The following is a 23,906-nucleotide window of genomic DNA, read 5'->3' as shown; positions in this document are numbered from 1 at the left end:
CGCCGTGAATGACGACGCATTAGGGGTGTGTCCTGACAACTCAACGGTCAGCGGCGCCGGGCAAGCCAGCCCAGGGTCAGGCTGCCCATCATCCGCCGGAACCCGCTCTCACCGCGCGTAACCTCCAGCGCCGCCCACAGCATCAGGCACGCCGTGCTGGCTGCTGACAAAGCCCGCCGGTTTTTCTCCTCAAGCGCCATCATGGACGCGGCGCCCAACAGCGCCCACCCGATGATGGGGGCGTTGGGAGGTTGCGCGACCGTCTGCTCCCCGCGGTCATTCCGGATGAAACCCATCATGCGCCCTTCTTCGACGTGGCCTTCGATGCCTTCTTCGGCGCTGCTGCGCCCTTCTTCTCGCGGTTCTTCTCCACGCTGCGACGGAGGGCTTCCATGAGGTCGAGAACGTTTCCGCCCTCCTCTTCTCCGGTTTCGCCGAACGTCTCCTCGGTGTCCAGGGCCTCGCCCTTTTCGAGTTTCGCCTCGATCAGCGTCCGCAGCTGTTCCTGGTAGTCATCCTTGAAGTTCTCGGGATCGAAGTCGGAGGAGAACGATTCCACGAGGGCCGCCGACATCTCCTTTTCCTTGGCGGAGATCCGCACCTTCTCGTCGAGGGAGGGGAAGGTGGCCTCGCGGACCTCGTCCTGCCAGAGGAGGGTCTGGATCATGAGGACGTCACCGCGTACGCGCAGGGCTGCCAACCGTGACTTCTGCCGCAGCGAGAACTGCACGATGGCGGTCCGGTCCGTCTCCTCCAGGGTACGCCTGAGCAGTACGTAGGCCTTCGTGGATTTGGAGTCCGGCTCGAGGTAGTAGGCCCGGTCGAACATGATCGGGTCGATCTGGTCGCTCGGCACAAACTCGACCACCTCGATCTCGCGGCTCTTTTCCACCGGGAGTGAGGCGAGGTCTTCACTGGTGAGCACAACGGTGCGCTCGCCGTCGTCGTACGCCTTGTCAATGTTCTTGTACTCAACGATCTCGCCGCAGATCTCGCAACGACGCTGGTAGCGGATGCGACCGCCGTCCTTGTCATGGACCTGATGGAGGCTGATGTCATGGTCCTCCGTGGCGCTGTAAACCTTGACGGGCACGTTGACCAGCCCAAACGCTACTGCGCCCTTCCAGATGGCTCTCATGTTCCTAGTGAACCAGTGAAGACGCGCGCCGGTCTACGATTGCTTAGGTGAACTCCGAACCGATGGTTACCAAGACGCTTGCCGATGGAGAACCTGCCCTCTGGTTCGAGATGCGCTTCAACGCACCCGCCAGGGTGCTGTGGAAGCACCTCACCGAGCCGGACAAGCTCAGGTACTGGTTCCCGTGCCAGCTCGATATCCTCCCGCGTACCGGCGCCGTGGTCACCTTCAAGTTCCCCGGCCAGAAGGCCATGGAAGGCACCGTCCTGGAAGCGGAGAAGCCCCGGCTTCTCGCCTACACCTGGGATGAGGAAGTCCTGCGCTGGGAGATCGAGGACGACGACGACGGCGGCAGCCTCCTCACGCTCACCAACACCCTCTCGGAGGGCCAGGACCTCGCCCGCACTGCGGCCGGCTGGCACCTCACCCTGATGGGCCTGGACGATTACCTGAATGAACGCCCGCTGGGGCAGGACCCGGCGCTGTGGGACGAATACGTCGCACGGTACGAGGACCAGCTCGGGTAGCCCACTGGCGTAAAGCGCGCATCCCTACAAGACTGGGGAAATGGCTCCAGGCAGCGCGCAGCAGACGGTCACCGTCGATGGGCGCCGTCTGAAGCTGACCAGCCTCGACCGCGTGATGTATCCGGAGACGGGCACCACCAAGGCAGACGTGCTGGCCTATTACGCCGCCGTTGCCGACTGCCTTATTCCGCACGCGCGAAACCGGCCGGTCACCCGGAAGCGATGGGTGAACGGTGTCGGCACGGAGGATAAGCCGGGAGAGGTGTTCTTCCAGAAGAACCTGGACAAGTCCGCGCCGTCGTGGATTGAGCGCCACGGGATCGAGCACAGCGACCACACCAACGTCTACCCGATGCTCAACAACCTGGCCACGCTGACCTGGCTGGGACAGATTTCCGCACTCGAAATCCACGTCCCGCAGTGGCAGTTCGGGCCGAACGGTGAGATTAACAATCCGGACCGGATGGTGCTGGACCTCGACCCCGGTCCCGGAGCCACGCTGCTCGAATGCGCCGAGGTGGCCCGGCTGGCCCGGAGCATCCTCACCGACATGGGCCTGGACCCGCGGCCGGTCACCAGCGGCTCCAAGGGCATCCACCTGTACGCGGCGCTGGACCGCAAGCAGACCTCGGACGAGGTGTCCGCCGTCGCGAAGGAACTGGCCCGCGTCCTGGAGGCGGACCATCCGGACCTGGTGGTCAGCGACATGAAGAAGTCGCTGCGCGGCGGAAAAGTACTGCTGGACTGGAGCCAGAACAACCGGAACAAGACCACCATCACCCCGTACTCCCTGCGCGGGAAGGTCCACCCCACGGTTGCGGCACCACGGACCTGGGAGGAACTCGACAGCCCGGACCTGGACCACCTCGACTACCACCAGGTCATTGAACGCATTGCCGGGCACGGTGATCTGCTGGCGGACATGGACACCGGCCGCGCAGATCCCGCCGCGGTCCCCTCAACCGACCAGCACGACGACGGCGCCCGCGACCGGCTGCACACGTACCGTTCCATGCGGGACGCCTCCAAGACGCCGGAACCGGTCCCGGACACGGTGGGGGAGGCCGGCGGCAACAGCTTTGTCATCCAGGAGCACCACGCCCGCCGCCTGCACTACGACTTCCGGCTGGAACGCGACGGCGTCCTGGTCTCCTGGGCCATCCCCAAGGGCCCGCCCACGTCCAGCGGCGTGAACCATCTCGCAGTGCAGACCGAGGACCATCCACTGGATTACGGATCGTTCGAGGGCACCATCCCGAGGGGTGAGTACGGTGCCGGCGAGGTGTACATCTGGGACGCGGGTACCTATGAAGCGGAGAAGTGGCGGCCGGGCAAGGAAGTCATCTGCACGCTGCACGGCCGCGAGGACGGCGGACTGGCCAAGGGCGGAAACGTCGTGCGCAGGTTTGCCCTGATCCACACGGGCGGCGCCACGGATTCGGCGGAGAAGAACTGGCTGATCCACCTCATGAAGGAACAACCCGGCCAGCCGTCACCGCCCGCGTTCACGCAGCGGACTATAGAGGATCTGCCCACCCTGAAACCCATGCTGGCGACCACGGGTTCCCCGGGAATCGTGCGGTCCGGGGATGACTGGGCGTTCGAGATGAAGTGGGACGGCATCCGGGCCGTCGCAACGGTGACGCCGGAGGGAACCCGGCTGCTGAGCCGCAACGGAAATGACCTGACCAAGGCGTACCCGGAACTGGCGGACCTTGGCAGCTACGTCAATGGTGAACAGGCAGTGCTCGACGGTGAAATCGTCGCCATCAACAAGGCCGGCCGCCCGGACTTCGGCCTGCTGCAGGGACGGATGAACCTGACCAAGAAGTCCGACATCGACGCGGCCAGGAAGCGGACTCCCGTGCATTTCCTCCTGTTCGACCTCCTCCACCTGGACGGGAACTCCCTGCTGGACCTCGGGTATTCACAGCGCCGGGAGGTCCTCGAACAGGCAGTGGATGCGCCCGGCGACGGCCATATCCAGGTGCCGCCCGCCCTCGACGCGACACTCGACGAGGCCATCGACGCCAGCAAGGAACTTGGCCTTGAGGGGATCATGGCAAAGCGGGTGAACAGCACGTATTCACCGGGACGCCGGTCGGAGTCATGGGTGAAGATCAAGCATTCGCTGACCCAGGAGGTCGTCGTCGTCGGCTGGCGGCCCGGCAAGGGCAGCCGCGCGCACAAGGTGGGGTCGCTGCTGGTGGCGATCCCGGACGGCGTGGACCTGAAGTACATCGGGCGGGTCGGCTCCGGCCTGACGGAGCGGGAGCTCGCGGAGATCGGATCACGGCTGAAGAAAATGGCCCGTAAGACCGCCCCGCTGGATGACGTGCCGGCCCCCGACGCCGCCGATGCCCGGTGGGTTCGGCCCGCCCTGGTCGGTGAGGTGCAGTTCAGCGAACGCACGTCCGGCGGCAAGCTGCGCCACCCGGTCTGGCGGGGGTGGCGGCCGGACAAGAAACCGTCCGACGTCGTCGTCGCGATTTAAGGCCGTTTATCGGATTACACAGAAATCCCAAGGTCCCGCGGGTACGAATAGGTGTTATGAGCACCATCCAGGTAACCCAGACCGCTCCGGCGGATGATTCAACCATTCTGGCTGCTGCCCGCCGCGCTGTCTCGGACGCACTCTTCGATCTCGAGCAGGCCTGGCGGAATCCACGGCCGGACGCAGTGGTCGCTGCTGCCCGCAGGCAGCTTGCCGCGGCCGAAAGCTGGGCAGATGCCCGGCGCGAAGGCGCCTGACTAGCCAGTGCCCGACGACGGCGCTTGCCCCCTGCGCGGCCGTCGCCTGCGCACCCGGGCTGTGGATAGTCCGAATTGCTGATGGCCGCCGGGAATCTTTGGTGTAGCGTCCGATATGGCGCACAGGAGCGTGCGCGGGATGAGTCTACCTGGGGGAATTGTGGATATTGGTCTGTTGATCACGCTTGCGGTGATCGTCGGCGCGGTGGTGATTCTGGGGTTGATTGCCGCAGTCATTGCGCGCATGGCCCTGCGCATCGCGAGCCCGTCGGAAGCTCTCATCATCACGGGCAAGGGCAATCAGGAAAGCCAGCGGGTGGTGTTCGGGCGCACCTTCATCAACCCGTTCACCCAGCGTGCGTTCTCGATCTCGCTGGCATCGCGGCAGGTGACCCTCCAGATCGAGGGCATTTCCAAGAACGGGATCAAGCTGCACCTGACCGGCGTGGCCCAGATCAAGGTGGGAGGGGACGAGGAAGCCGTCCGCCGCGCGGCTCAGCGCTTCCTGAACCAGCAGGACCAGATTGACCACTACACGCAGGAGACCCTGTCCGGATCACTGCGTTCCATCGTGGGTACCCTCACCGTTGACTCGATCATCAAGGATCGTGCGTCCTTCGCGAAGAGTGTGAAGGAAGAGGCCGAGCACTCCATGCACAACCAGGGCCTGGTGATCGACACCTTCCAGATCCAGTCCGTCAACGATGATTCCAGTTATCTCACCAACCTCGGCCGCCCCGAGGCCGCGCTGGCCGAGAAGCTCGCCAAGATCGCCGAGGCGAACGCGGCCCAGGAAGCAGCTGAGGCCGCCGCCATCGCCGACGAGCAGGTAGCGCTCGCCGAACAGCGCCTGGCCATCCGCCGGGCCGAGCTGAAGGAAGTGGCCGACGCCCGCCAGGCGCAGGCCGACGCCGCCGGGCCGCTCGCCGCTGCTGAGCAGAAGGAAGCGATCCTGCTCAAGGAGCAACAGGTGACCTCCCGCCAGGCGGAGCTGCGTGAACGGGAACTCGACATCGAGATCCGCAAGCCGGCGGATGCGGACAAGTACCGCGTGGAGCAGGAAGCGGCAGCAAAGCTCGAGCAGCGCAAACGCCAGTCGGAAGCCGACCAGGTCGAGGCCGAGGTCCTGTTGACCAAGCGCCGGCTGACTGCCGAGGGTGACAAGGTGGCTGCCGAAGCCGAGGCTGCAGCCAGCACCGCCCGCGGCAACGCCGCCGCCGCTGTGACCCGCGCCAACGGTGCTGCCGAGGCTGAGATCATCAAGGTCCGTGGTGAGGCTGAGGCCGACGTCGTGCGCCAGAAGGGCATCGCGGAAGCACAGGGTATCGAAGCGCAGGCACGTGCCTACGAGCAGTTCAACGACGCCGCCGTCCTCAACAAGGTCATGGAGATGCTGCCGCTGGTGGCCCGCGAGATCGCCGCACCCATGTCCGCCGTCGACAACATGACCGTCATTTCCAGCGACGGTGCAAGCCAGCTCAGCAGGAACGTCAGCAGCGGGCTGCACCAGACATTCCAGCTGCTGAAGGACACCACCGGGCTGGACGCCGTCGAAATGCTCCGCAACTGGGGGAACAACGGCACAAAGCCCACAGCCGCACCGTCGGAAGCCAAACCGTAGAGCGCACTTTCCAACCTCATCGGGAAAGCCGTGGCGCCGGATAGCTAGATAGAAGCGGTCGGCGCCAGCTGCTTTGTTGCTGTCTCCCCGGCCTTACGTGTCCGAGGGTGGAGAAACATCAGCAAGGTGGTCAGCATGAAAGCCAGGAGCGCAAAAACACCGAGAACCACCAAGGTGTTTCTGTGGCCTACGTTTTCAATGAGCAGTGACCCTACGATTGGTGCCGTTGCCTGAGCCAGGAGGGACGGCAGGGCGATGCGGCCCATGATTCGCGCGTACTGGTCTTGGCCGAACATGGCCAGCGGCACGGTTCCGTTGGCGATGGAAATCAACCCGATGCCTACCCCGTAGACGACGAGGAGGATCGCCGGCGCCAGAAGCCCGGCGCCGAGGAAATTGATGGACACCGCCAAGGCGAGGGTCGCAGCCAGCAGGGTCCAGAGCGGGTGATGCTTACGCGCGACGACCAATTCGACAAATCTGGCACCCACCTGTGAGGGACCGATGGTTGCTGCCATGACCACGGCCGCCGTGCCTGCGATTCCAATGCCTGCCAGCAATGAAAACATGTGCACCGATATCACAGTGGCAGTAGCCATACCCAGGGTCGAGATGGTCGCGATCAGGATTATCAGGGACCAGTGAGGTGCAGCGGACCGCTGAACCTCGGTACTGGGGCGGACGGGTACTTCGTTGTGGGCCGGTGTGTAGGGTCGGCGGGGGATGGTGAACGCGTATAGGGGCGCGGTGACCAGCAGGTGCGCTCCCGCATAGGCGAGGGCGGTCCAGCGCCACCCGATCTCGTTAACCAGCAAGGCGCTGAGCGGCCAGCAGATTGTGCTGGCGAATCCGCCGAAAAGCGTCAGAAGGGTGATGGCCGAGCGTGCGGCGGGCCCGTAAGTATGTCCCAGAACTGCGAACGCCGCGCTGTAGAGTCCTCCGCTCATGCCAAGCCCAAGGATCACCCAGGCGCCCAAGTACCACCATAGGGTGGGGGCTAAACCCAGCACCGCCAGACCCAGGGCCAGCAGCAGGGCGCTGGCGATCAGGACGGTGCGTCCGTGGTTGCCTGCTACGAGGGCGCCCACCCGTGGTGACCCGAGCCCCGCTATCACGAGCCCCAACGAAACGCCCGCTACCACCAGGGAACTTGACCACCCGGTATCGGTGACGATGGGTTCGGCGAGAACCGCCAACAGGTAGAAGGTCGATCCAAACGACAGGATCTGCCCGATGCCGAGACCGGTGACGACGTAGCCCCGCTTGGTTGTGAACCTTTGGGTGAGGCCCACTGTCAGCCCACCCGGGCAGTCATGGCGGTCATCCCGGACAGGGGGATTTGTCTGCTGCGGAATCCCTGTGGGTTGTTGGCAACTGAATTAGGCATCAGCTAAGCGCCCGCTTTCGCTCGGCCCTCATGTGGGAAATTGACAAGTATCGATATATGTCAACAGTACCCCAGTCGCGGTATCCTCGGTGCAGACGGTTTTCGGTTAATGCTCCTTCACTCAGTTTGTCGGGGCGTGCTGGAGAGAATCGTGGCGCATGGGGCTGGCGACGACTGCAGACACCGAGGAGGGTCAATGAAGATCATTGTTCTGATGAAAGAGGTGCCGGATACTTACGGCGAGCGCAAACTGAACCTCGAGACAGGACTTGCCGAGCGCGGTGAAAGCGAGACCGTGCTCGACGAGATCGGAGAACGTGCGCTTGAACTGGCGGTGGCGCAGGCGGGCCAGATCGACGATGTGGAAATCACCGTCGTCTCCATGGGCCCAACAACAGCCACGGCCACGCTGCGCAAGGCGTTAGCCATGGGCGCTGACAGGCTCGTCCATATTGCCGATGAGAAACTGGCGGGCGCTGACCTGGGACTGACCGCCGAAATCCTGTCGGCAGCGATCCGCCGTGCCGGTTTCGATCTCATCATCGCCGGCAACGTTTCTACCGACGGGCTTGGAGGAGTGATGCCGGCAATGATCGCCGAATTGCTCGGGGTACCGCACGCAAGCACCCTGAGTTCCGTCGACATTTCCGACGGCCGGGTCAGCGGAATCCGAGAAACCGATAGCGGGAGCATGAGGGTAACGGCCGAACTGCCAGCAGTGATTTCAATTACCGACCGGTTTCCGGCCGCGCGGTTTCCCAACTTCAAGGGGATCATGGCGGCGAAGAAGAAGCCGGTCGAGACGTTGACAGCCGCGGACCTGGGAATCGACCCCGAGGCGCTCGACACCCCGCGGTCCATCATGCTCGCCGTCTCCCAACGCCCCCCACGCGCCGCCGGGACAAAGATTGTTGACGAGGGTGACGGTGGCGAGAAACTCGCCGAGTTCCTCGTCCAGAACCGACTCGCCTAAGGGGCCGATGATGACAGCCTTTCCTGCAGACGCGATCCTCGTACTCATCGAAGTGATGCCGTCGGGCGCCCTGGCGAGAAGTGCGGCAGGTCTGCTGGGTGCGGCCTCGGACGTCGGAACCCCGGTTGCCTTGATCGTGACCGGTGCCGACAGAGCAGCCAGTGCTGCACAGGCAGCAGGAGAACTCGGCGCCGCTTTCGCGCTCACTGCGGATCCCGGCACCGACTCCTCCTCGCTGGCTGTGCCTACGGTCGATGCTTTGTCCGCCGCCGCGGACCTGGTCCGCCCCGATGCGATCCTGGTCTCCAACTCGATTGACGGACGTGACATCGCCGGACGGTTCGCCGCACGGTCCCGCCTGGCGCTCGCCGTCGACGCCGTCGGAATCGCACGCGACGAGGAGGGCATCGTGGCGCATCACTCCGTTTATGGCGGCGCCTACACGGTGGACTGCGCACCCACCTTCGGTCCACCGGTGGTCACGGTCCGCGAAGGCGCGGTCGAAGTACGGGCGGAAGCCACAACGCCGCAGGTTGAATTGCTGTCCGTGACGCCGTCGGGCGCTGCCGCAGCAACCATCGAGTCTTTTGAGGAACGCGCCGTGACGTCGTCCCGCCCTGAACTCCGCGGTGCGGCACGCGTTGTGGCCGGAGGCCGCGGGCTTGCCTCGCAGGAGCAGTTTGCTCTCGTGGAGGAGTTGGCCGATGTGCTCGGAGCGGCCGTCGGAGCCTCCCGCGCAGCGGTGGACGCCGGGTGGGTGCCGAACAGCTACCAGATCGGCCAGACCGGCATTTCCGTCTCGCCGCAACTGTACGTCGGGATAGGGATCTCCGGGGCCATCCAGCACCGGGCCGGCATGCAGACGGCGAAAACCATTGTCGCCATCAACAAGGACCCGGACGCGCCGATCTTCGATATTGCAGATTTCGGCGTCGTCGGGGATGTTTTTACGGTAGTGCCCCAGCTGATCGCTGCCCTGTCTGCGCGGAAGGCATAGGTGATGGCGACGTACGGTCGCACAGTGCGCCGGGGGCTTCCCCGCCGGAGCGGCGGAGAAGCCTGGCCGCCTGCGGACGCAGTCCCGACCACCCTGCACCACGCTGACGCCGACGCCGGTCAGTCTCTCCCCGATCCGGTGCCGGAGAGGACGACGGCACCTCCCGGTGGGCAGGCCGGGCCCGGTGCGATTCCTGAGGTCTCTCCCGAAAAGGGTGAGCCGGTTGCGAGTGAAGTGCAGCAGCCGGCAGCACACTCTCCGGTTCGTTCGATGCGCCGGGGGCTTCCCCGGGTGCCCGGAGGGGAACCGTGGCCGCTTCTCGCAGGCGGGCCGGCGGCGCTGCCAGGCGCGGCACCTGACGCGGGAGCGGGCACGGAAGCCGCTTCCTCCGCTGATTCCGTTCCATCCGCCGGAGCCGGTCCAGCAGCAGCTGCCGCTCCGGCCCCCGCTTCCGCTCCGGCTGCTTCTCCGGAACCTGTCGGCGCCATGCGACTGCAGCGGCGCGGTTTGCCCCGCGTTCCGGGAGGCGAGCCGTGGCCGCCGCCGACCGCCGTCGTCGAAAGATCCCCGGAGCGAATGGCGGCGGCCTCGGCGCTGATGAGCAAGCGTGCGCCGGTTGCCATCGAGTCTGTGCCGCCCGTTGGCGCGCCTGCACCGCCCGTTAGGGAGCCAGTGCCTGAAGGGACAGGACCACTCGACCAGACGCCGGTCCATCAGGACGCGGAGGATGTCAGGGGGAACGTCGCGAAAACGGTCGGGCGGCGGAGCCGCACCACCCGCCTGCTGCTTGGCTCCGCAGGTCTGTTGGCGGTCGCGCTTTCCGCCGTGTTACTTACGCGCTGGCTCGTAACCTTTGGATTCATGCAGGACTTCCTGAGCACCTACCCGGGCGAAACCGAACTGCCCGGGGGCGCTGAGCCCGGGTTCCCCGCGTGGGTGCAGTGGCAGCACTTCTTCAACTTCTTCCTGATTGTCCTGATTATCCGGTCGGGGCTGCAGGTCCGGCGTGAAACCCGACCGCCCGGTTACTGGACGCCGAAAAAGTCTTCGGGCAACGGGAAGATTAGCCTCACTCTGTGGTTTCATCTGGCCCTCGACATCCTCTGGCTCCTGAATGGGCTGGTGTTTGTGGTGCTGATCTTCGCCACCGGTCACTGGATGCGGCTGGTCCCGACCACGTGGGAGGTCCTCCCCAACGCCCTGTCCGCATTGATCCAATACATTTCCCTGGACTGGCCAACCGAGAACGGCTGGGTGAACTACAACAGCCTGCAGATGCTCGCCTACTTCGTCACCATCTTCATCGCGGCCCCGCTCGCTGCGGTCTCCGGTGCGCGGATGTCCGGGCTCTGGCCCCGCGAGGCCGCGACGCTCAACCGGATCTACCCGGTCGAATGGGCGCGGGCCGTGCACTTCCCGGTGATGCTCTATTTCATCGCTTTCATTATCGGTCACGTGGCCCTCGTGTTCGCCACGGGTGCGCTGCGCAACCTCAACCATATTTACGGTGGCCAGGACGCTGTGAACTGGGTGGGCTTCGGAATTTTCTTCGCCTCGCTGTTGCTGGTTGTCGGTGCGTGGATAGCAGCACGGCCCGTCGTACTGGCACCCATTGCGGGGATTTTCGGGCGGGTCAGTTCACGCTGACGGCTGACTCAGGCGGGAACGGGAGCCGGAGGGCAGTTCAAAGCCGTATATACAGGTTCCAACGCCTGGATCAATAGGTTCGGTGGAGTTGTTGGCGAGGATAGCCAAACCGTTCATGCGTTTTTCCCTTCTGTTCAGGTTCCCGTGGGACCGGCGAAGCTGGCGGCGTCTTCAATGGAAGGCGTCACGAGAAGACGCCAACAACTCAGAAGAGAGAAACGATGTCCCGTTCCATGAGTCGCACCGCGACTGGTTTGCTAGCTGCCGCGTCCCTGTTCCTGGTCGCAGCGTGCGGCGAAAGCGCGGCGGAACCTGCAGGCAATGCATCCGCAGCAGGCGGCGACGACACGATTGTGTTTGCCGCAGTTCCCTCCGAGGAGTCCGAGAGCCTTCAGAGCCAGTACGAGGTCATCATCGAGCTGCTGGAGCAGGAGACCGGCAAAACGGTCGAATTCCAGGACGCCACTGATTACAGTGCGGTCATCGAGGGCCAGCGTGCCGGGCAGATCGACCTTGCCGGGTACGGCCCCTTCTCCTACAAGATCGCCAAGGACAGTGGAGTGCCTATCGATCCGGTCGCCTCCCTGGTTGACGCTCCGGACGAGGAGCCCGGCTACAAGTCGCACGCCTGGGCACCGGCAGGCTCCGACATCAAAAGCCTGGAGGATTTCAAGGGCAAGAAGATCTGCTTCGTGGATCCGGCCTCCACCTCCGGCTACCTCTACCCCTCGGCCGGCCTGCTCGAAGCGGGTATCGACCCGGAGGCAGATATCGAGCCCATCATGGCCGGTGGACACGACGCCTCCGCCATCGCGATCGACAGCGGCCAGTGCGACGCCGGCTTCGCATATGACGCCATCCCGTCGATCCTGGTCGAGAGCGGCCAGCTCAAGGAGGGGGCCCTGGAGAGCGTGTGGGAATCCGAGATGATCATGGGTTCACCCCTGGCCATGAACACGGAGAGCCTTGACACCGAAACGCAGGAGGCCATCCGCACCGCGCTGACCGAGAAGGCCAACGTGGAGTACCTCGTCGAGTCCGGGATCTGTGAGAACGAGGAGTCCTGCGTGCTCCCCGAGGAATCCACCTGGGGCTTTGTTCCCGTCACCGATGAAGACTACGACGGCGTACGCAAGGTCTGCGAGACGACCGAAGCAGAAGCCTGCAACGCGGCCTGACCGTCGTTCTTCCCCATGACCGGGTCGGTGGTGCCTGTGGCACCACCGACCCGGAACCAGCTTTCAATTCAGCCAACCTGAGGTAAACATGTCTTCTTTTGTGCAGTCGCGTGAAGCACAGGCACCGGTCCGGAGTGAAGAGCCGCGCTATGACGTGGAGCTGAAAAACGTCACCAAGCGTTTCAGTCCCACCGTCCTGGGCCTCGACGGCGTGAGCGCCGGCTTCGAAGCGGGAAAGGTGACAGTCCTGCTCGGGTTGTCCGGCTCCGGCAAGTCCACCCTGCTGCGGCACATCAACGGCCTCCAGCGCCCCACCGAAGGGGAGATTTCCGTCCTGGGCCAGCGGATTGAAAACGCCGGCGATGCCGAACTGCGCAGTATCCGGCGTCGTATTGGTTTCATTTTCCAGAACTTCCATCTCGTCGGTCCCATGTCTGTCCTCGAAAATGTCTGCACGGGAAAGCTGGGAAGCCTCAGGGGCCCCCGGCTCAGCCTGTTGATGTATCCGCGGTCCGTGCGCGTGGAAGCCATGGAGCAGCTGGAACGGGTAGGCCTGGCCGACCGGGCGTTCCAGCGTGCTGACACCCTCTCCGGCGGCCAGCAGCAGCGCGTGGGCATTGCCCGGGCACTGATCCAGAAACCGGACGTCCTGCTCGCTGATGAACCCGTCGCGTCCCTGGACCCTGTCTCCAGTGCGCAGGTGATCGAACTCATCAAGCGCATCAGCCGGGAAGAGAACCTGACGGTGATCTGCAGCCTCCACCAGGTGGAACTCGCCCTGGAATTCTCCGACCGTATTCTCGGTCTCCAGGCCGGGCGCGTGGTGCTGGACCGTGCCAGTGCATCCATCGACCAGCGCGAAGCGCTCCAGATCTACTCGAAGGTAGCGACGCCGTCGCCGGAGGCTTCCATGAAGTCCCTGGCCGGTTAGCGCAGACTGCGGAACCCCATGTCTATCATTACCTCCATACCCCGTCCTGACGGCGCATCCGAGCGTTCCCTTCCGAGGAAACCGCCACCCACGCCGAACTCGATCGCAGTGGCTGTCACGCTGTTGCTCCTGCTCTGCGCGGCCGTGTGGTCCACCGTTGAGCTCCGGATCAACCTCGCCACCATGATGGACAGCATCAGTAATGCGACAAACTTCCTGGCGCGAATGTTTCCGCTGGATTTTCCGCCTGCCGGTGAATTGGCCGCCCTGATCTTCGAGACACTCGCCATTGTGGTGCTCGCCACCGTGCTTGCCGTCCTCATCTCCGTCCCGGTTGCCCTGTTCGCTGCCTGGAACACCACATCCGGGAAGTACAGCCGTACCGGCGCCCGGGTGATCATCGTGCTTGCGCGCGCAGTCCCCGACCTGATTCTGGCGATCATCTTTCTCCGGATTTTCGGTCTCGGTGCGCTTCCCGGGATTCTGGCGATGGGCCTTCACTCGGTGGGCATGATCGGCAAGCTTTACGCAGACGCGGTGGAAGAACTGGACAATGGGCCGCAGGAAGCGATCCGGGCTGCCGGCGGCGGCCGGGTGCAGCAGATCGTATCGGGCATACTGATCCCGCTGATGCCCCAGATCATTGCGACCGCACTTCACCGGTTCGACATCAACCTTCGGATCTCGGTGATCCTGGGCTACGTCGGAATCGGCGGTATCGGGCTGGCAATCGCGACCGCCCTGAGAAGCCTGAATTATCAGCGCGGTATGGCTCTGGCCCTCGTGGTCCTGCTGCTGTGCATCGCCGTCGAACTCATATCAGGAGCCATCCGTGCCGCGCTGCTGGGAGGGGACCGCTCACGTAGCCGCAACCGTACAGTTTCCTGGGCCGACAGGGTGTCGGAGAACTGGGTCTCCCGAGGCCAGAAGAAAACTGGCACGTCAGAAGGGCTCGACGCCGGTGCGAGGCCAATTGCGCCGCCCTGGAACGCTGACCGCGTACGCCGGTTCCTCTCGATGAGTGCGGTTCTGGCCATTGTCTTCCTGTCCCTGATCGGAGCGGAGTTCTCTTGGGAGGCTCTCGGTTATGGTCTCGCTAATGCGCCGACCACCCTGGGTGCGTTCTTCCCGCCGGCGGGCGGAGACCTCCTTCCGGTGCTGCTCAGCGAGATGCTCGTGACCGTGCAGATCGCACTGGCCGCCACCCTCCTGGGATCGATCCTGGCAGTGCCCATCGGCATCTTCGCTGCCCGCAATGTGGTGACAAACCGGGCCGTGCAGACCTTCTTCCGCGTACTGATTGTTTTCATCCGCGGCCTGCCGGAACTCATCGTGGCGATCATCTTTGTGGTGATCACCGGACTGGGCGGCGTGGCCGGTGCCCTGGCGCTGGCGATCGGCGCCGTCGGGCTGCTCAGCAAGCTGGTAGCCGACTCCCTAGAGGAAACTGATGTACGGGTTCAGCAGGCCGTGCAGGCGCACGGTGCCTCGCGAACCCAGGTGTTCTTCGCGGCAACAGTTCGGCAGTCGGCCCCGGCGTTCGTTGCGCACATCATGTACCTGCTGGACAGCAACATCCGGGCGGCGACACTGCTCGGCATCGTCGGCGCCGGCGGTATCGGCTTCCTGCTGCTGAACGCCTCCCGGGTCATGCAGTTCGACGTCGTCACCACGATCGTGATGCTGGTGCTGGTAGTGGTGCTCACCGTTGAAGCGATATCCCTGTGGATCCGGAAGGCGGTTCACTAGCGGCACCGTCAATAGTTGGAACGGCATAGGCCGGGGAGATTTTCCGGATGTTGGGCTCGTGTTCACCGTTCGGTCACCCGGCGGCGGTGCGGCATGCCTTCCGGTCATTTAATCTAGCGGTCATGGGCTCCATCGAAAGCAGGGACGTGGCTGCGCAGATCGCCGCGGAGATACAGTCCTTGCAGACCGGGTCACAAATTCCCAGTGAAAACAGGATTGCATCCCGTTTCGGAGTGAGCCGTTCCGTCGCCCGCCAGGCGATCGTTGAGCTGGAGGCCCGGTTCCTGGTCCGGCGCGTACAAGGTTCCGGCACCTACGTGAATAGGCGGATCGACTATGTGATCTCGCATTCCCGGCGCCCCTCCCTGCACCAGACTGTCCGGGATGCGGGCGGTGAAGCACGTACTTCCCTGATCTCGGGCGGGCCGCAGCCGGTGCCGGAACGCATAGCCCACTACTTCGGCTGCGCTGCCGGCACCACACTGACGCGCCTCGAGCGGCTGGGCAGGATCAACGGACGCATAGCAGTCTATTTCGATGAATGGATCAACACCGGCGTCATGGAGGACATCGAGGTGGCGCTCCCGGTCATTGAGTCGGTGGAGGAAATCCTGCGCGCCAAAGGCCATCATCCCATCCGGGCCCTGACCCGGGGCATGCTGGATGTGCCTCCGGACACTATTGCGGAACAACTGGATCTGCCGTACGGCGGCCAGGCCTGGAGCGTGGAGAGCCTTACCGACGACGGCGACACCCATCAGCCTTTGATGTTCAGTTCGGCCTGGACCCGGCCGGACGTGGTCCGGATGATCTTTGAACTTGATGCCGTCCCCGGTGGCAGGCCCCTCGCGCAGCTCTGAGCAGCTCCGGTCCGGGCCGTCCCGGTTCCGCCCGTCCCGGTTCCGGAGATACGTTCTGACCAGGTCAGTCGATTCGCGGATGCTCAATGTCGAGACGCACGCGCTGGGCTGCGAAGCGCGAGACGAGGTACTGCAGCGGGGTGCCGTCGGGCAGGCTGTCGAGCGCCTCGGTCACCAGCACAATCGCGCCGGGACCGAGCGAGAGCAGGGAAGCTTCCAGCGCCGTAGCGTGCCTGGCCCCCACGGAGGTGGAGGTCCGCACGTAGTCCTTGATCCCGCTGGCGGCGAGCGCGGCGGTGACAGAGCCGGTGCGCTCTATGTCAGCGGCGATGCCCGGTACGCGCTCCGCGTCGAACCAGTGAGTGCCGACAGAGATCGCCTGCCCGCCGGTGAAGCGTGAGGTCTCGACCCGGACCGCCTTCCCGCCGTTAATCCTGAGCCGCTCGGCGATGTCCGCCGGAGGATTCTCGAGCTCGCTGTGCAGTACACGGCCGGTCGCTGATGCACTCGGCTGTTCATGAAGACTGTTGGAGAGGCGGGTGCGCAGCCCGATCCGGTGTACGCGGACCGCATCGCCAAGCACAAAGGTTCCGCTGCCGCGCCGCGACTCGACAAGCCGTTCTTCCGCGAGGGCTGCGATGGCCTGGCGCGCAGTGTGCCGGTTCACCTTGAAGCGCTCGGCCAGGGTTTTTCCCGTGGGGATGCGGTCACCCGGTGAGAGCCTGCCGTCGCCGATCTCAACCCGCAATTCCTCGGCGATCAGGCGCCACGCGGAGTATCCGTTACTCACCCGTGTGCCGGGCAGGCGATCCGTCATGCGGTTCCTCCTGGGTGGTTCACCGGAAGTTCATTCAGTGGTGACCTCGGCGTCGGTCTGTAGTCCTTTCCATTGGACCATACGCTGTTACGCTACAAGTTGTCTAGAAAAATAGACAACTTTGGAGGGGGTTCGGGTGTGGAGGAGAACGAAACGTGAGCGAGCAGGGCAGACCGTTGAATAAGCGCGCGATCTACGAGCGCCGCCGCGCAGCGCGGGCACTCGCCGGCGCCTCACACGACGAGCTGGCCGAATTGTGGGACGCGTGGGAGAACCGGCCCGAGGTCACGTACCTGCGCGGCCCCGAAGCCGGCCTGGTCATGGTGCAGGGCCGGATCGGCGGCACGGGGGACCGCTTCAACCTTGGCGAGGCAACCGTCACGCGGGCCACCGTGATGCTTCACGGTTGCGGGCTCGACGACGGCGCCAGCGGCACCTCCTACATTCTGGGCAGCCATCCCGGCCACGCCGGCCTCGCCGCCGTCTTCGATGCCCTGCTCGCAGTTCCCGCGCAGCACGACCGCGTGCTTGCCGAGGTGATCGAGCCGCTTGAGCGCCGTCAGGCGGAGCGCGACGCCGCCGCCCACTCCGATGCGCGAAGCACCGTCGTCGATTTCTTTACTGTCTCAAGGGAGCACGAATGAGCACGCCGACCACCGAGAACCATAGGCCCGGCTTTGCCCAGCCGGTACGCGATGCGCAGAAAGTGTTCCGTGCAGTGCTGAAGGCGCTCGCCGGCCCCACTGCACCGCAGCGGATCGACGTGGAAATCCACCCGCCGGCCCCGCTTGGGGCCGCCGCCGGAGCGATCGTTCTGGCGCTGTGCGATGACCAGACACCGGTCTGGCTGGACCCGGCGCTCCGGGCGAGCGGCGACGTCGTCCCCTGGATTTCCTTCCATACGGGTGCGCGGTTCGTTGACCATGTCGGGGAGGCGCTGTTTGTCGTCGCCTCGCCCGCAAACGCGCCGCGCCTGGCCGAGCTTGGGCAGGGTAGTGACGAAGAACCGCACCGCTCGGCGACGCTCATCCTGGATGCCCAGGAAACCCGGGGCGGAACCACGCTCACGGCGAGCGGCCCCGGCATCCGGGACACCGCTGAATGGGACGGAGCAGGGCTGCCCGCGGGGTTTCTTCTGCAGTGGCAGGAGAACCGCGCGCTCTTCCCCCGTGGAGTGGACGTAATCGTGGCAGCCGGGAGCACCGTGCGGGGCCTGCCCCGCACCACGGCGCTGATCAGTGCCGATACAACCGGCGCAGACACAACCGGCACTAACCCGGACGCAGACGAGAAGAGGAACAGCTGATGTATGTTGCCGTCAAGGGAGGCGAAAAGGCGATCGCCAACGCGCATGCGCTGCTCGCCAAACGGGGCCGCGGCACCGCCGATTCCCCCCGGATCGGGTACGAGCAAGTGCGCGACCAGATGGGTGTCCTGGTCTCACGGGTCATGGCTGAAGGCTCGCTCTATGACCCGGACCTGGCGGCCAAGGCGCTTCTGCAGGCCCAGGGGGACGTGCTTGAAGCGGTCACCCTGCTGCGCTCCTACCGCACCACGCTCCCGCGTTTCGGGATCACCCCTGCCGTCGATACCGCGGGCCTGCCTTCAGAACGCCGGGTGTCGGCAACCTTCAAGGACATACCCGGGGGCCAGCAGCTCGGCGCGACCTTTGACTACACGCACCGCCTGCTCGTGGACGAACTCGAAACCACGGACGTCCCGCCCCCGGATGTGCCGGTGGACGAGCCGATGCCGCGCGTGGCTGCCCTGCTCGGCGTCGACGCCCTGATCGAGAGCGACCGGCCTGCCGAGGGATGGACCGACCCTGACCCGGGCGACCTTACCCGCGAACCGACCGTCTTCCCGATGACCCGGGCGGAGCGGCTCCAGGCGCTCAGCCGGGGCGACGAAGGATTCCTGCTCTCGCTGGGCTACTCCACGCAGCGCGGCTTCGGCAACAACCACCCGTTCGTCGGCGAGGTTCGGGTCGGTGAGGTCGAGGTGGAGTTCGAGGTTCCGGAGATCGGGCACGCCATGCCGATCGGACGTATCGAGGTGACCGAGTGCGAGATGGTCAACCAGTTCGTCGGCAGTGCCGACGTGGCGCCGCAGTTCACCCGCGGGTACGGCCTGGTGTTCGGCCGGGCGGAGCGCAAGGCCATGTCGATGTCCCTGGTGGACCGGGCGCTGCGGCGCGACGAATTCGGTGAGCGCAGCGTCTCACCGGCCCAGGACGAGGAATTCGTGATCGCTCACTCCGACAATGTCCAGGCCACTGGCTTCGTGGAGCACCTCAAGCTGCCGCACTATGTCGATTTCCAGGCTGAGCTGGTGCTGATCCGCAAACTCCGGCGCGAATTCCAGGAGCGGCAGGCTACCCGGGAATCCGCAGCGCATGACAGCACACGTGAGGACACCAACAGGCTTGAGGAGAACGCATGAGCGCCCCCCGCATTGTCTACAACGAGGGCTACCTCGACGAGCAGACCAAGCGGGTTGTCCGCCGGGCACTGCTGAAAGGCGTAGCCATCCCGGGCTTCCAGGTGCCGTTCGCCTCGCGTGAAGTCCCGATGCCGCGTGGCTGGGGTACCGGGGGCGTGCAGGTGACAGCCTCCGTGATCGGCCCGGAGGACACCCTGAAAGTGATCGACCAGGGTGCCGACGACACCACCAACGCTGTCTCGATCCGGGCCTTCTTCGAAAAAGTCGCTGGGGCCGCGAGCACAACCCGCACCGACCAGGCGACGATCATCCAGACCCGGCACCGGATTCCCGAGACACCGCTCGTGGAGAACCAGATCCTCGTTTACCAGGTGCCGATCCCCGAACCCCTGCGCATGCTCGAACCCCGCGAAACCGAGACCCGTCGGCTCCACGCCCTCGAGGAATACGGCCTGATGTACGTCAAGCTCTATGAGGACATCGCCAAATACGGCCACATCGCCAGGACGTACGACTACCCGGTGCTGGTGAACGGCCGCTATGTGATGGCGCCCTCGCCGACTCCGAGCTTCGACAACCCGAAGATGCACCAGAGCCCGGCACTGCAGCTGTTCGGCGCCGGTCGCGAGAAGCGCATTTATGCGATCCCGCCGTACACCGACGTGGAGAGCCTGGGATTCGAGGACTACCCCTTCGAACCCCAGCGCTTCGACCGGCCCTGCGAGATCTGCGGATCCACCGGTGTGTACCTCGATGAAATCATCATCGACGACCGGGGCGGTGCCATGTTTGCCTGCTCCGACACCGATTACTGCGAACGCACCGCACAACAGCGCACCGAACAGCAGAGCACCGATACCAAAGAGGTAACCGCATGAACGACGACAGGCCCCTGCTGAGTGTGACAGATGCCGGTCACCGCTACGGAGACCGCTTCGGCTGCCGCAATGTGAGCTTCGACCTGTGGCCCGGCGAGGTACTTGCCGTCGTGGGTGAATCCGGTTCCGGCAAGTCAACCCTGCTGGGCATCCTGTCCCAGCGGCTGCGTGTCGACGAAGGATCCATCCGGTACCGCACGGCCCGCGCCGACGGATCCGGCGGCCGGGAGGGCTCAGCCGAGGAGCTGCTCGAACTGTCAACCCTGAGCGAGCGGGAAGTGCGGCGGCTGTGGCGCACCGACTGGGGCTTCGTGCACCAGAACGCCGCCGAAGGACTGCGTATGCATGTCAGCGCAGGCGGCAACGTCGGCGAACCGCTCATGGCCAACGGATGGCGCCACTACGGGCAGATTCGGGCCAAAGCCGAGGAGTGGTTGCGGCGGGTGGAAATCCCGGCCGAGCGCATCGACGACACCCCGGCCACCTTCTCGGGCGGCATGCGCCAGCGGGTGCAGATTGCGCGCAACCTTGTCTTTGAACCGCGCCTGGTCTTCATGGATGAGCCGACCAGCGGCCTGGACGTTTCTGTACAGGCGCGACTGCTGGACCTGATCCGCTCCCTAGTCGCCGAACTCGGGCTCGCCGTCGTCATTGTGACCCATGACCTCGCCGTCGCCCGGCTCATCTCGCACCGCACTCTGGTGATGAAGGACGGCGCCGTCATCGAATCCGGACTGACCGACCGTGTTCTCGACGACCCGCAGGCCGCCTACACGCAACTGCTCGTTTCCTCGATCCTCCAGGGCTGATCACATGACCTACGACATGACGCATGACCTGACCCACGACATGGGCACCGGCATGCCCCCGGACACAATGCTCTCGGTGCAGGACGTCCGGAAGACGTTCACCCTGCACTTGCAGCAATCGCAGCGGCTCCCGGTGCTCAGCGGGCTGACATTCGACGTCCCGCGCGGCCGCTGCGTGGTACTGGGCGGTGAGTCCGGGTCCGGCAAGAGCACCGTGATGAAGATGGTGTACGGAAACTACGGTGCAGACTCCGGCCGGATCCTGCTCAGCCACCAGGGCGGTGTCCTTGATCTCGTCACGGCGCAGCCGCGGGAAGTCCTGGCCGCCCGACGTTCCACGGTGGGGTACGTGAGCCAGTTCCTGCGCGCCGTTCCCCGCGTGCCGGCGCTCGACGTCGTCGCCGAACCACTGGTCGAACGCGGAGCCGACAGGGAGGAAGCCCGCGAGCGTGCCGGCGTCATGCTCGCCCGCCTGAGCATCCCCGAGCGGCTGTGGGCCTTGCCCCCCGCCACGTTCTCCGGTGGCGAGCAGCAGCGGGTGAACATCGCCCGCGGCTTCGTGACTGAACGGCCGCTGCTGCTGCTCGACGAGCCCACGGCCTCACTCGATGCACGGAACCGCGGCGTGGTGATCGAACTGATCCGCGAACGCCTTGCCGAAGGCGTGGGGATGCTGGGGATCTTCCACGACGCCGACGTCCGCGAAGCCGTCGCCGACGCCACCGTCGACGTGCACTCCTTCACGGCGGCACGGCAGGGGAGCCTCGCATGAGCCGTTACGCCGTGTACGCGGTACCCGGAGCGGGTGACGGCGATGCCCCCGAAGCGGTCCGCCTGGCCCGGGCTGTTGACGCCTGGTATACCCGCGACGACGTGCAGGACCTTACGGTGGATGCCCGCCGCTACGGGTTCCATGCGACGCTCAAGGCACCGTTCCGCCTCGCTGCGGGCCGCACGGAAGCGGAGCTCCGCCAGGCTGCGGACGATTTCGCTGCCGCGCGGAACCCGGTGATGATCCCCAGGATCCGTGCTGCGGCAATCGGGGGCTTCCGCGCGCTGCTGCCCTACGGGGAGGATCCGGGGCTGGACAGCCTGGCCGCCGACGTCGTGCGCCGGTTCGAGGAGTTCCGTGCCCCGCTCGGAGAAGCGGACATCCGCCGTCGTCGTCCGGAGCGGCTCACCCAGCGCCAGCGTGAGCTGCTGGAACGGTGGGGCTACCCGTACGTGCTCGACGAGTTCCGCTTCCACCTCACGCTCACTGACAACGTGCCCGCCGAGCGGGCGCCGGAGATCGACGCCGCACTCGGCGAGCACTTCGCCGAGGTTGCCGGTGCGGACGTGCCGGTCACGTCAATCGTGATCAGCGTCGAGCCGGAACCCGGCGCCGCCTTCCGGATCCTTTCCGTCCACCCCTTCGTCCCCTCACCGAGCCTGGAGACTGCCTGATGTTCCTCGTCCTGCATAATGCCCACATGGTCCTTGAGGATCAGGTCCTGCACGGTTCAGTGCGCATTGAAAACGGTGCCATCGTCCACATTTCCGATGATCCGTACTTACCGGCCGACGGCGCGACGGTCGAGGACCTGGGCGCCGACTACCTCATGCCGGGCCTGGTTGAGCTGCACACCGATCAGGTCGAAGCACACTACCAGCCGCGGCCCAAGCGGTTCTGGGACCCGATTCCCGCCGTGATCGCGCACGACGCGCAGATGGCCGCCTCCGGTATGACGACAGTGCTGGATGCCATGCGGATCGGCAGCGGCCCGGGGGAGAACCGGCTGGCCGGCAACGCGCGCACCCTGGTCAACGCGGTGGTCCACGCCGCCGACTCCGGCCTGTTGCGCGCCGACCACTATGTCCACCTGCGCTGCGAGGTCGCCACCGCCGACGTCGTCGACGTGTTCGACGAGGTGGGCGGGCACCAGCGCGTGCGCATGGTGTCCCTGATGGACCACACGCCGGGGCAGCGCCAGTACGCCAACGTCGAGGCGTTCCGCACCTACATGGTGGGCAAGCACAACATGAGCAACGTCCAGTTCGAGCAGCATGTCGCTGAACTGCATGTGCTCTCCTCCCAGTACTCGGTGGAGAACCGGAAACTGATGGCCAAGCGTGCCGCGCAGCGCGGAATCATGATCGCCGCGCACGACGACGCTACCCAGGCCCACGTCGATGAGTCCGTCGAGGCCGGCGTCATGATTTCGGAATTCCCGACGACGCTTGAGGCGGCCCGTGCCGCCCGGGCCGCCGGACAGCTCATTGTGATGGGCGCACCGAACATCGTGCGCGGCGGGTCGCACTCGGGCAACGTCTCCGCAGGTGAACTGCTGAGCCTCGGGCTGCTGGACATCTTGTCGAGCGATTACGTTCCCGCCAGCCCCATCCAGGCGGTGTTCCTGCTTTTCGGACGCGGGGACATCACCCTGCCGCAGGGTGCCGCACTGGTCAGCGCCAATCCGGCCCGCGCCGTCGGGCTTGATGACCGGGGCGTGATCGCAGTCGGCAAACGTGCCGACGTCCTGCGCGTCCACTCTTATGAAGGGGCATCCTCCGAGCAGCACCCGCTGGGATCACCGGTACCCATCGTGCGCGGAGTGTGGCGTGAGGGCAGGCGGGTGGCGTGAGCGGCGGTTTCGTCGCCGTCGTCGGGCCCAGCGGATCGGGGAAGGACTCGGTCATTGAGTGGGCCCGCGCCGCGCTGGAAGGTCACGGCGGGGTGGTTTTCCCCCGGCGCCGGATCACCCGCCCTGCAGGCGGCGGTGAGGACCACCATCCGGTGAGCGAAGCGGACTTCGCGTCCGCCGAGGCCCGGGGCGACTTCGCGCTGACATGGCGGGCACACGGGCTCGCGTACGGTCTTCCCTCCGCGGTGTCCGACGCCGTCGCCGCCGGCGAGGTGGTGGTCGCCAACGTTTCGCGAGAGGTGCTCACCCGCCTGCCGGGCCTGTTTGCGAAGGTGTGGGTGGTACGGGTCACGGTATCGGATGAGGTCCGGCGGGCCCGGATCATTGCGCGGGGCCGCGAGGATGCAGCGGGCGCCGCCGCCCGTGTGGCCCGGCCCGATCCCGCACCGGACCATCCGGCAGACCTCGAGATCGTCAATGACGGAACACTCGAGCAGGCAGGAGAGGCGCTGGCCGGGTTCCTCGCCCGGGTGCATGGAGACTTGAAGGCCCCGTAAGCCGGTATCGCCTGTAGCCG

24 protein-coding genes are annotated in these 23,906 nt (G+C 65.4%); 20 read left to right on the top strand and 4 right to left on the bottom strand.

The genetic code is table 11. The features are described from left to right. Positions 1-47: 47 nt before the first annotated feature. Positions 48-299, bottom strand: coding sequence for a hypothetical protein (locus BLS52_RS09830; RefSeq protein WP_026544483.1), 252 nt, complete (start codon positions 297-299; stop codon positions 48-50). Beyond that, complete coding sequence (gene ku / locus BLS52_RS09825; RefSeq protein ID WP_090586378.1) at positions 296-1,138, bottom strand: non-homologous end joining protein Ku; 843 nt, start codon at positions 1,136-1,138, stop codon at positions 296-298. Before ku ends, BLS52_RS09830 begins: the two co-directional genes overlap by 4 nt. 47 nt (positions 1,139-1,185) lie before the next feature. On the opposite strand from ku, the gene BLS52_RS09820 reads away from it, so the two are divergent. The 4 genes from BLS52_RS09820 to BLS52_RS09805 all read left to right on the top strand — a co-directional run bounded on the left by BLS52_RS09820 (position 1,186) and on the right by BLS52_RS09805 (position 6,037). Next, complete coding sequence (locus BLS52_RS09820; protein ID WP_090586376.1) at positions 1,186-1,665, top strand: SRPBCC domain-containing protein; 480 nt, start codon at positions 1,186-1,188, stop codon at positions 1,663-1,665. Positions 1,666-1,705: 40 nt separating this feature from the next. Further along, positions 1,706-4,159: an ATP-dependent DNA ligase gene (locus BLS52_RS09815; RefSeq protein WP_090586373.1), complete on the top strand. Its 2,454-nt coding sequence runs from the start codon at positions 1,706-1,708 to the stop codon at positions 4,157-4,159. Positions 4,160-4,215: 56 nt separating this feature from the next. Further along, positions 4,216-4,416, top strand: a complete 201-nt coding sequence (locus tag BLS52_RS09810; protein ID WP_090586372.1) for a hypothetical protein — start codon at positions 4,216-4,218, stop codon at positions 4,414-4,416. Between the two features lie 139 nt (positions 4,417-4,555). Then, positions 4,556-6,037: a flotillin family protein gene (locus BLS52_RS09805; RefSeq protein WP_090586369.1), complete on the top strand. Its 1,482-nt coding sequence runs from the start codon at positions 4,556-4,558 to the stop codon at positions 6,035-6,037. 44 nt (positions 6,038-6,081) lie between these two features. On the opposite strand, the gene BLS52_RS09800 is transcribed toward BLS52_RS09805, so the two are convergent. After that, a complete protein-coding gene (locus tag BLS52_RS09800; RefSeq protein WP_090586367.1) occupies positions 6,082-7,329 on the bottom strand; it encodes an MFS transporter in 1,248 nt (415 codons plus the stop codon). Positions 7,330-7,620: 291 nt separating this feature from the next. Between BLS52_RS09800 and BLS52_RS09795 the strand changes: the two genes are divergently transcribed. From BLS52_RS09795 to BLS52_RS09765, 7 genes are all read left to right on the top strand, one after another. Further along, entirely contained in the window at positions 7,621-8,397 is a 777-nt protein-coding gene (locus BLS52_RS09795; protein ID WP_090586365.1) for an electron transfer flavoprotein subunit beta/FixA family protein, read from the top strand. A gap of 10 nt (positions 8,398-8,407) precedes the next feature. Then, on the top strand, positions 8,408-9,394 hold the full coding sequence (locus BLS52_RS09790; RefSeq protein ID WP_090586363.1) for an electron transfer flavoprotein subunit alpha/FixB family protein: 987 nt from the start codon (positions 8,408-8,410) through the stop codon (positions 9,392-9,394). A 3-nt stretch (positions 9,395-9,397) separates the two neighbouring features. Further along, entirely contained in the window at positions 9,398-11,041 is a 1,644-nt protein-coding gene (locus tag BLS52_RS09785; RefSeq protein WP_090586498.1) for a cytochrome b/b6 domain-containing protein, read from the top strand. Positions 11,042-11,274: 233 nt separating this feature from the next. Next, positions 11,275-12,219: a phosphate/phosphite/phosphonate ABC transporter substrate-binding protein gene (locus BLS52_RS09780; protein ID WP_245702785.1), complete on the top strand. Its 945-nt coding sequence runs from the start codon at positions 11,275-11,277 to the stop codon at positions 12,217-12,219. Positions 12,220-12,307: 88 nt separating this feature from the next. Then, positions 12,308-13,150 (top strand): phosphonate ABC transporter ATP-binding protein, encoded by an 843-nt coding sequence (phnC, locus tag BLS52_RS09775; RefSeq protein WP_090586359.1) that lies wholly within the window; start codon positions 12,308-12,310, stop codon positions 13,148-13,150. Positions 13,151-13,168: 18 nt separating this feature from the next. After that, the gene (gene phnE, locus BLS52_RS09770) at positions 13,169-14,899 is read left to right on the top strand and encodes a phosphonate ABC transporter, permease protein PhnE (protein ID WP_090586356.1); all 1,731 of its coding nucleotides are present in this window, start codon (positions 13,169-13,171) and stop codon (positions 14,897-14,899) included. A 122-nt stretch (positions 14,900-15,021) separates the two neighbouring features. Further along, complete coding sequence (locus tag BLS52_RS09765; RefSeq protein ID WP_175460139.1) at positions 15,022-15,759, top strand: GntR family transcriptional regulator; 738 nt, start codon at positions 15,022-15,024, stop codon at positions 15,757-15,759. Between the two features lie 64 nt (positions 15,760-15,823). Here BLS52_RS09765 and phnF read toward each other — a convergent pair whose 3' ends face one another. Further along, positions 15,824-16,576, bottom strand: coding sequence for a phosphonate metabolism transcriptional regulator PhnF (gene phnF, locus BLS52_RS09760; protein ID WP_090586353.1), 753 nt, complete (start codon positions 16,574-16,576; stop codon positions 15,824-15,826). A gap of 155 nt (positions 16,577-16,731) precedes the next feature. On the opposite strand from phnF, the gene phnG reads away from it, so the two are divergent. The 9 genes from phnG to phnN are packed head-to-tail and all read left to right on the top strand — an operon-like array spanning position 16,732 to position 23,886. Next, complete coding sequence (gene phnG, locus BLS52_RS09755; RefSeq protein WP_090586350.1) at positions 16,732-17,220, top strand: phosphonate C-P lyase system protein PhnG; 489 nt, start codon at positions 16,732-16,734, stop codon at positions 17,218-17,220. Beyond that, complete coding sequence (phnH, locus tag BLS52_RS09750; RefSeq protein WP_090586347.1) at positions 17,217-17,882, top strand: phosphonate C-P lyase system protein PhnH; 666 nt, start codon at positions 17,217-17,219, stop codon at positions 17,880-17,882. Before phnG ends, phnH begins: the two co-directional genes overlap by 4 nt. Continuing rightward, entirely contained in the window at positions 17,882-19,018 is a 1,137-nt protein-coding gene (locus BLS52_RS09745; RefSeq protein ID WP_090586345.1) for a carbon-phosphorus lyase complex subunit, read from the top strand. Before phnH ends, BLS52_RS09745 begins: the two co-directional genes overlap by 1 nt. Beyond that, on the top strand, positions 19,015-19,896 hold the full coding sequence (locus tag BLS52_RS09740) for an alpha-D-ribose 1-methylphosphonate 5-phosphate C-P-lyase PhnJ (RefSeq protein WP_090586344.1): 882 nt from the start codon (positions 19,015-19,017) through the stop codon (positions 19,894-19,896). Before BLS52_RS09745 ends, BLS52_RS09740 begins: the two co-directional genes overlap by 4 nt. Next, positions 19,893-20,705: a phosphonate C-P lyase system protein PhnK gene (gene phnK / locus BLS52_RS09735; RefSeq protein ID WP_090586341.1), complete on the top strand. Its 813-nt coding sequence runs from the start codon at positions 19,893-19,895 to the stop codon at positions 20,703-20,705. The genes BLS52_RS09740 and phnK overlap by 4 nt, the downstream gene beginning before the upstream one ends. Positions 20,706-20,709: 4 nt before the next feature. Next, positions 20,710-21,477 carry a phosphonate C-P lyase system protein PhnL gene (gene phnL / locus BLS52_RS09730; RefSeq protein ID WP_245702784.1) on the top strand — a complete coding sequence of 256 codons (768 nt, stop codon included), beginning with the start codon at positions 20,710-20,712 and terminating at the stop codon, positions 21,475-21,477. After that, positions 21,474-22,151 carry a DUF1045 domain-containing protein gene (locus tag BLS52_RS09725; RefSeq protein ID WP_090586340.1) on the top strand — a complete coding sequence of 226 codons (678 nt, stop codon included), beginning with the start codon at positions 21,474-21,476 and terminating at the stop codon, positions 22,149-22,151. The genes phnL and BLS52_RS09725 overlap by 4 nt, the downstream gene beginning before the upstream one ends. Then, the gene (locus tag BLS52_RS09720) at positions 22,151-23,329 is read left to right on the top strand and encodes an alpha-D-ribose 1-methylphosphonate 5-triphosphate diphosphatase (protein ID WP_090586337.1); all 1,179 of its coding nucleotides are present in this window, start codon (positions 22,151-22,153) and stop codon (positions 23,327-23,329) included. Before BLS52_RS09725 ends, BLS52_RS09720 begins: the two co-directional genes overlap by 1 nt. After that, complete coding sequence (gene phnN, locus BLS52_RS09715) at positions 23,326-23,886, top strand: phosphonate metabolism protein/1,5-bisphosphokinase (PRPP-forming) PhnN (RefSeq protein WP_090586335.1); 561 nt, start codon at positions 23,326-23,328, stop codon at positions 23,884-23,886. Before BLS52_RS09720 ends, phnN begins: the two co-directional genes overlap by 4 nt. Positions 23,887-23,906 lie beyond the last annotated feature (20 nt).

The organism is Arthrobacter subterraneus (genome assembly GCF_900099735.1).
GTDB classification, from domain to species: domain Bacteria; phylum Actinomycetota; class Actinomycetes; order Actinomycetales; family Micrococcaceae; genus Arthrobacter_D; species Arthrobacter_D subterraneus.
The sequence above is the reverse complement of the archived record's forward strand: the minus strand, read 5'-3'. Positions and strand labels throughout refer to the sequence as shown.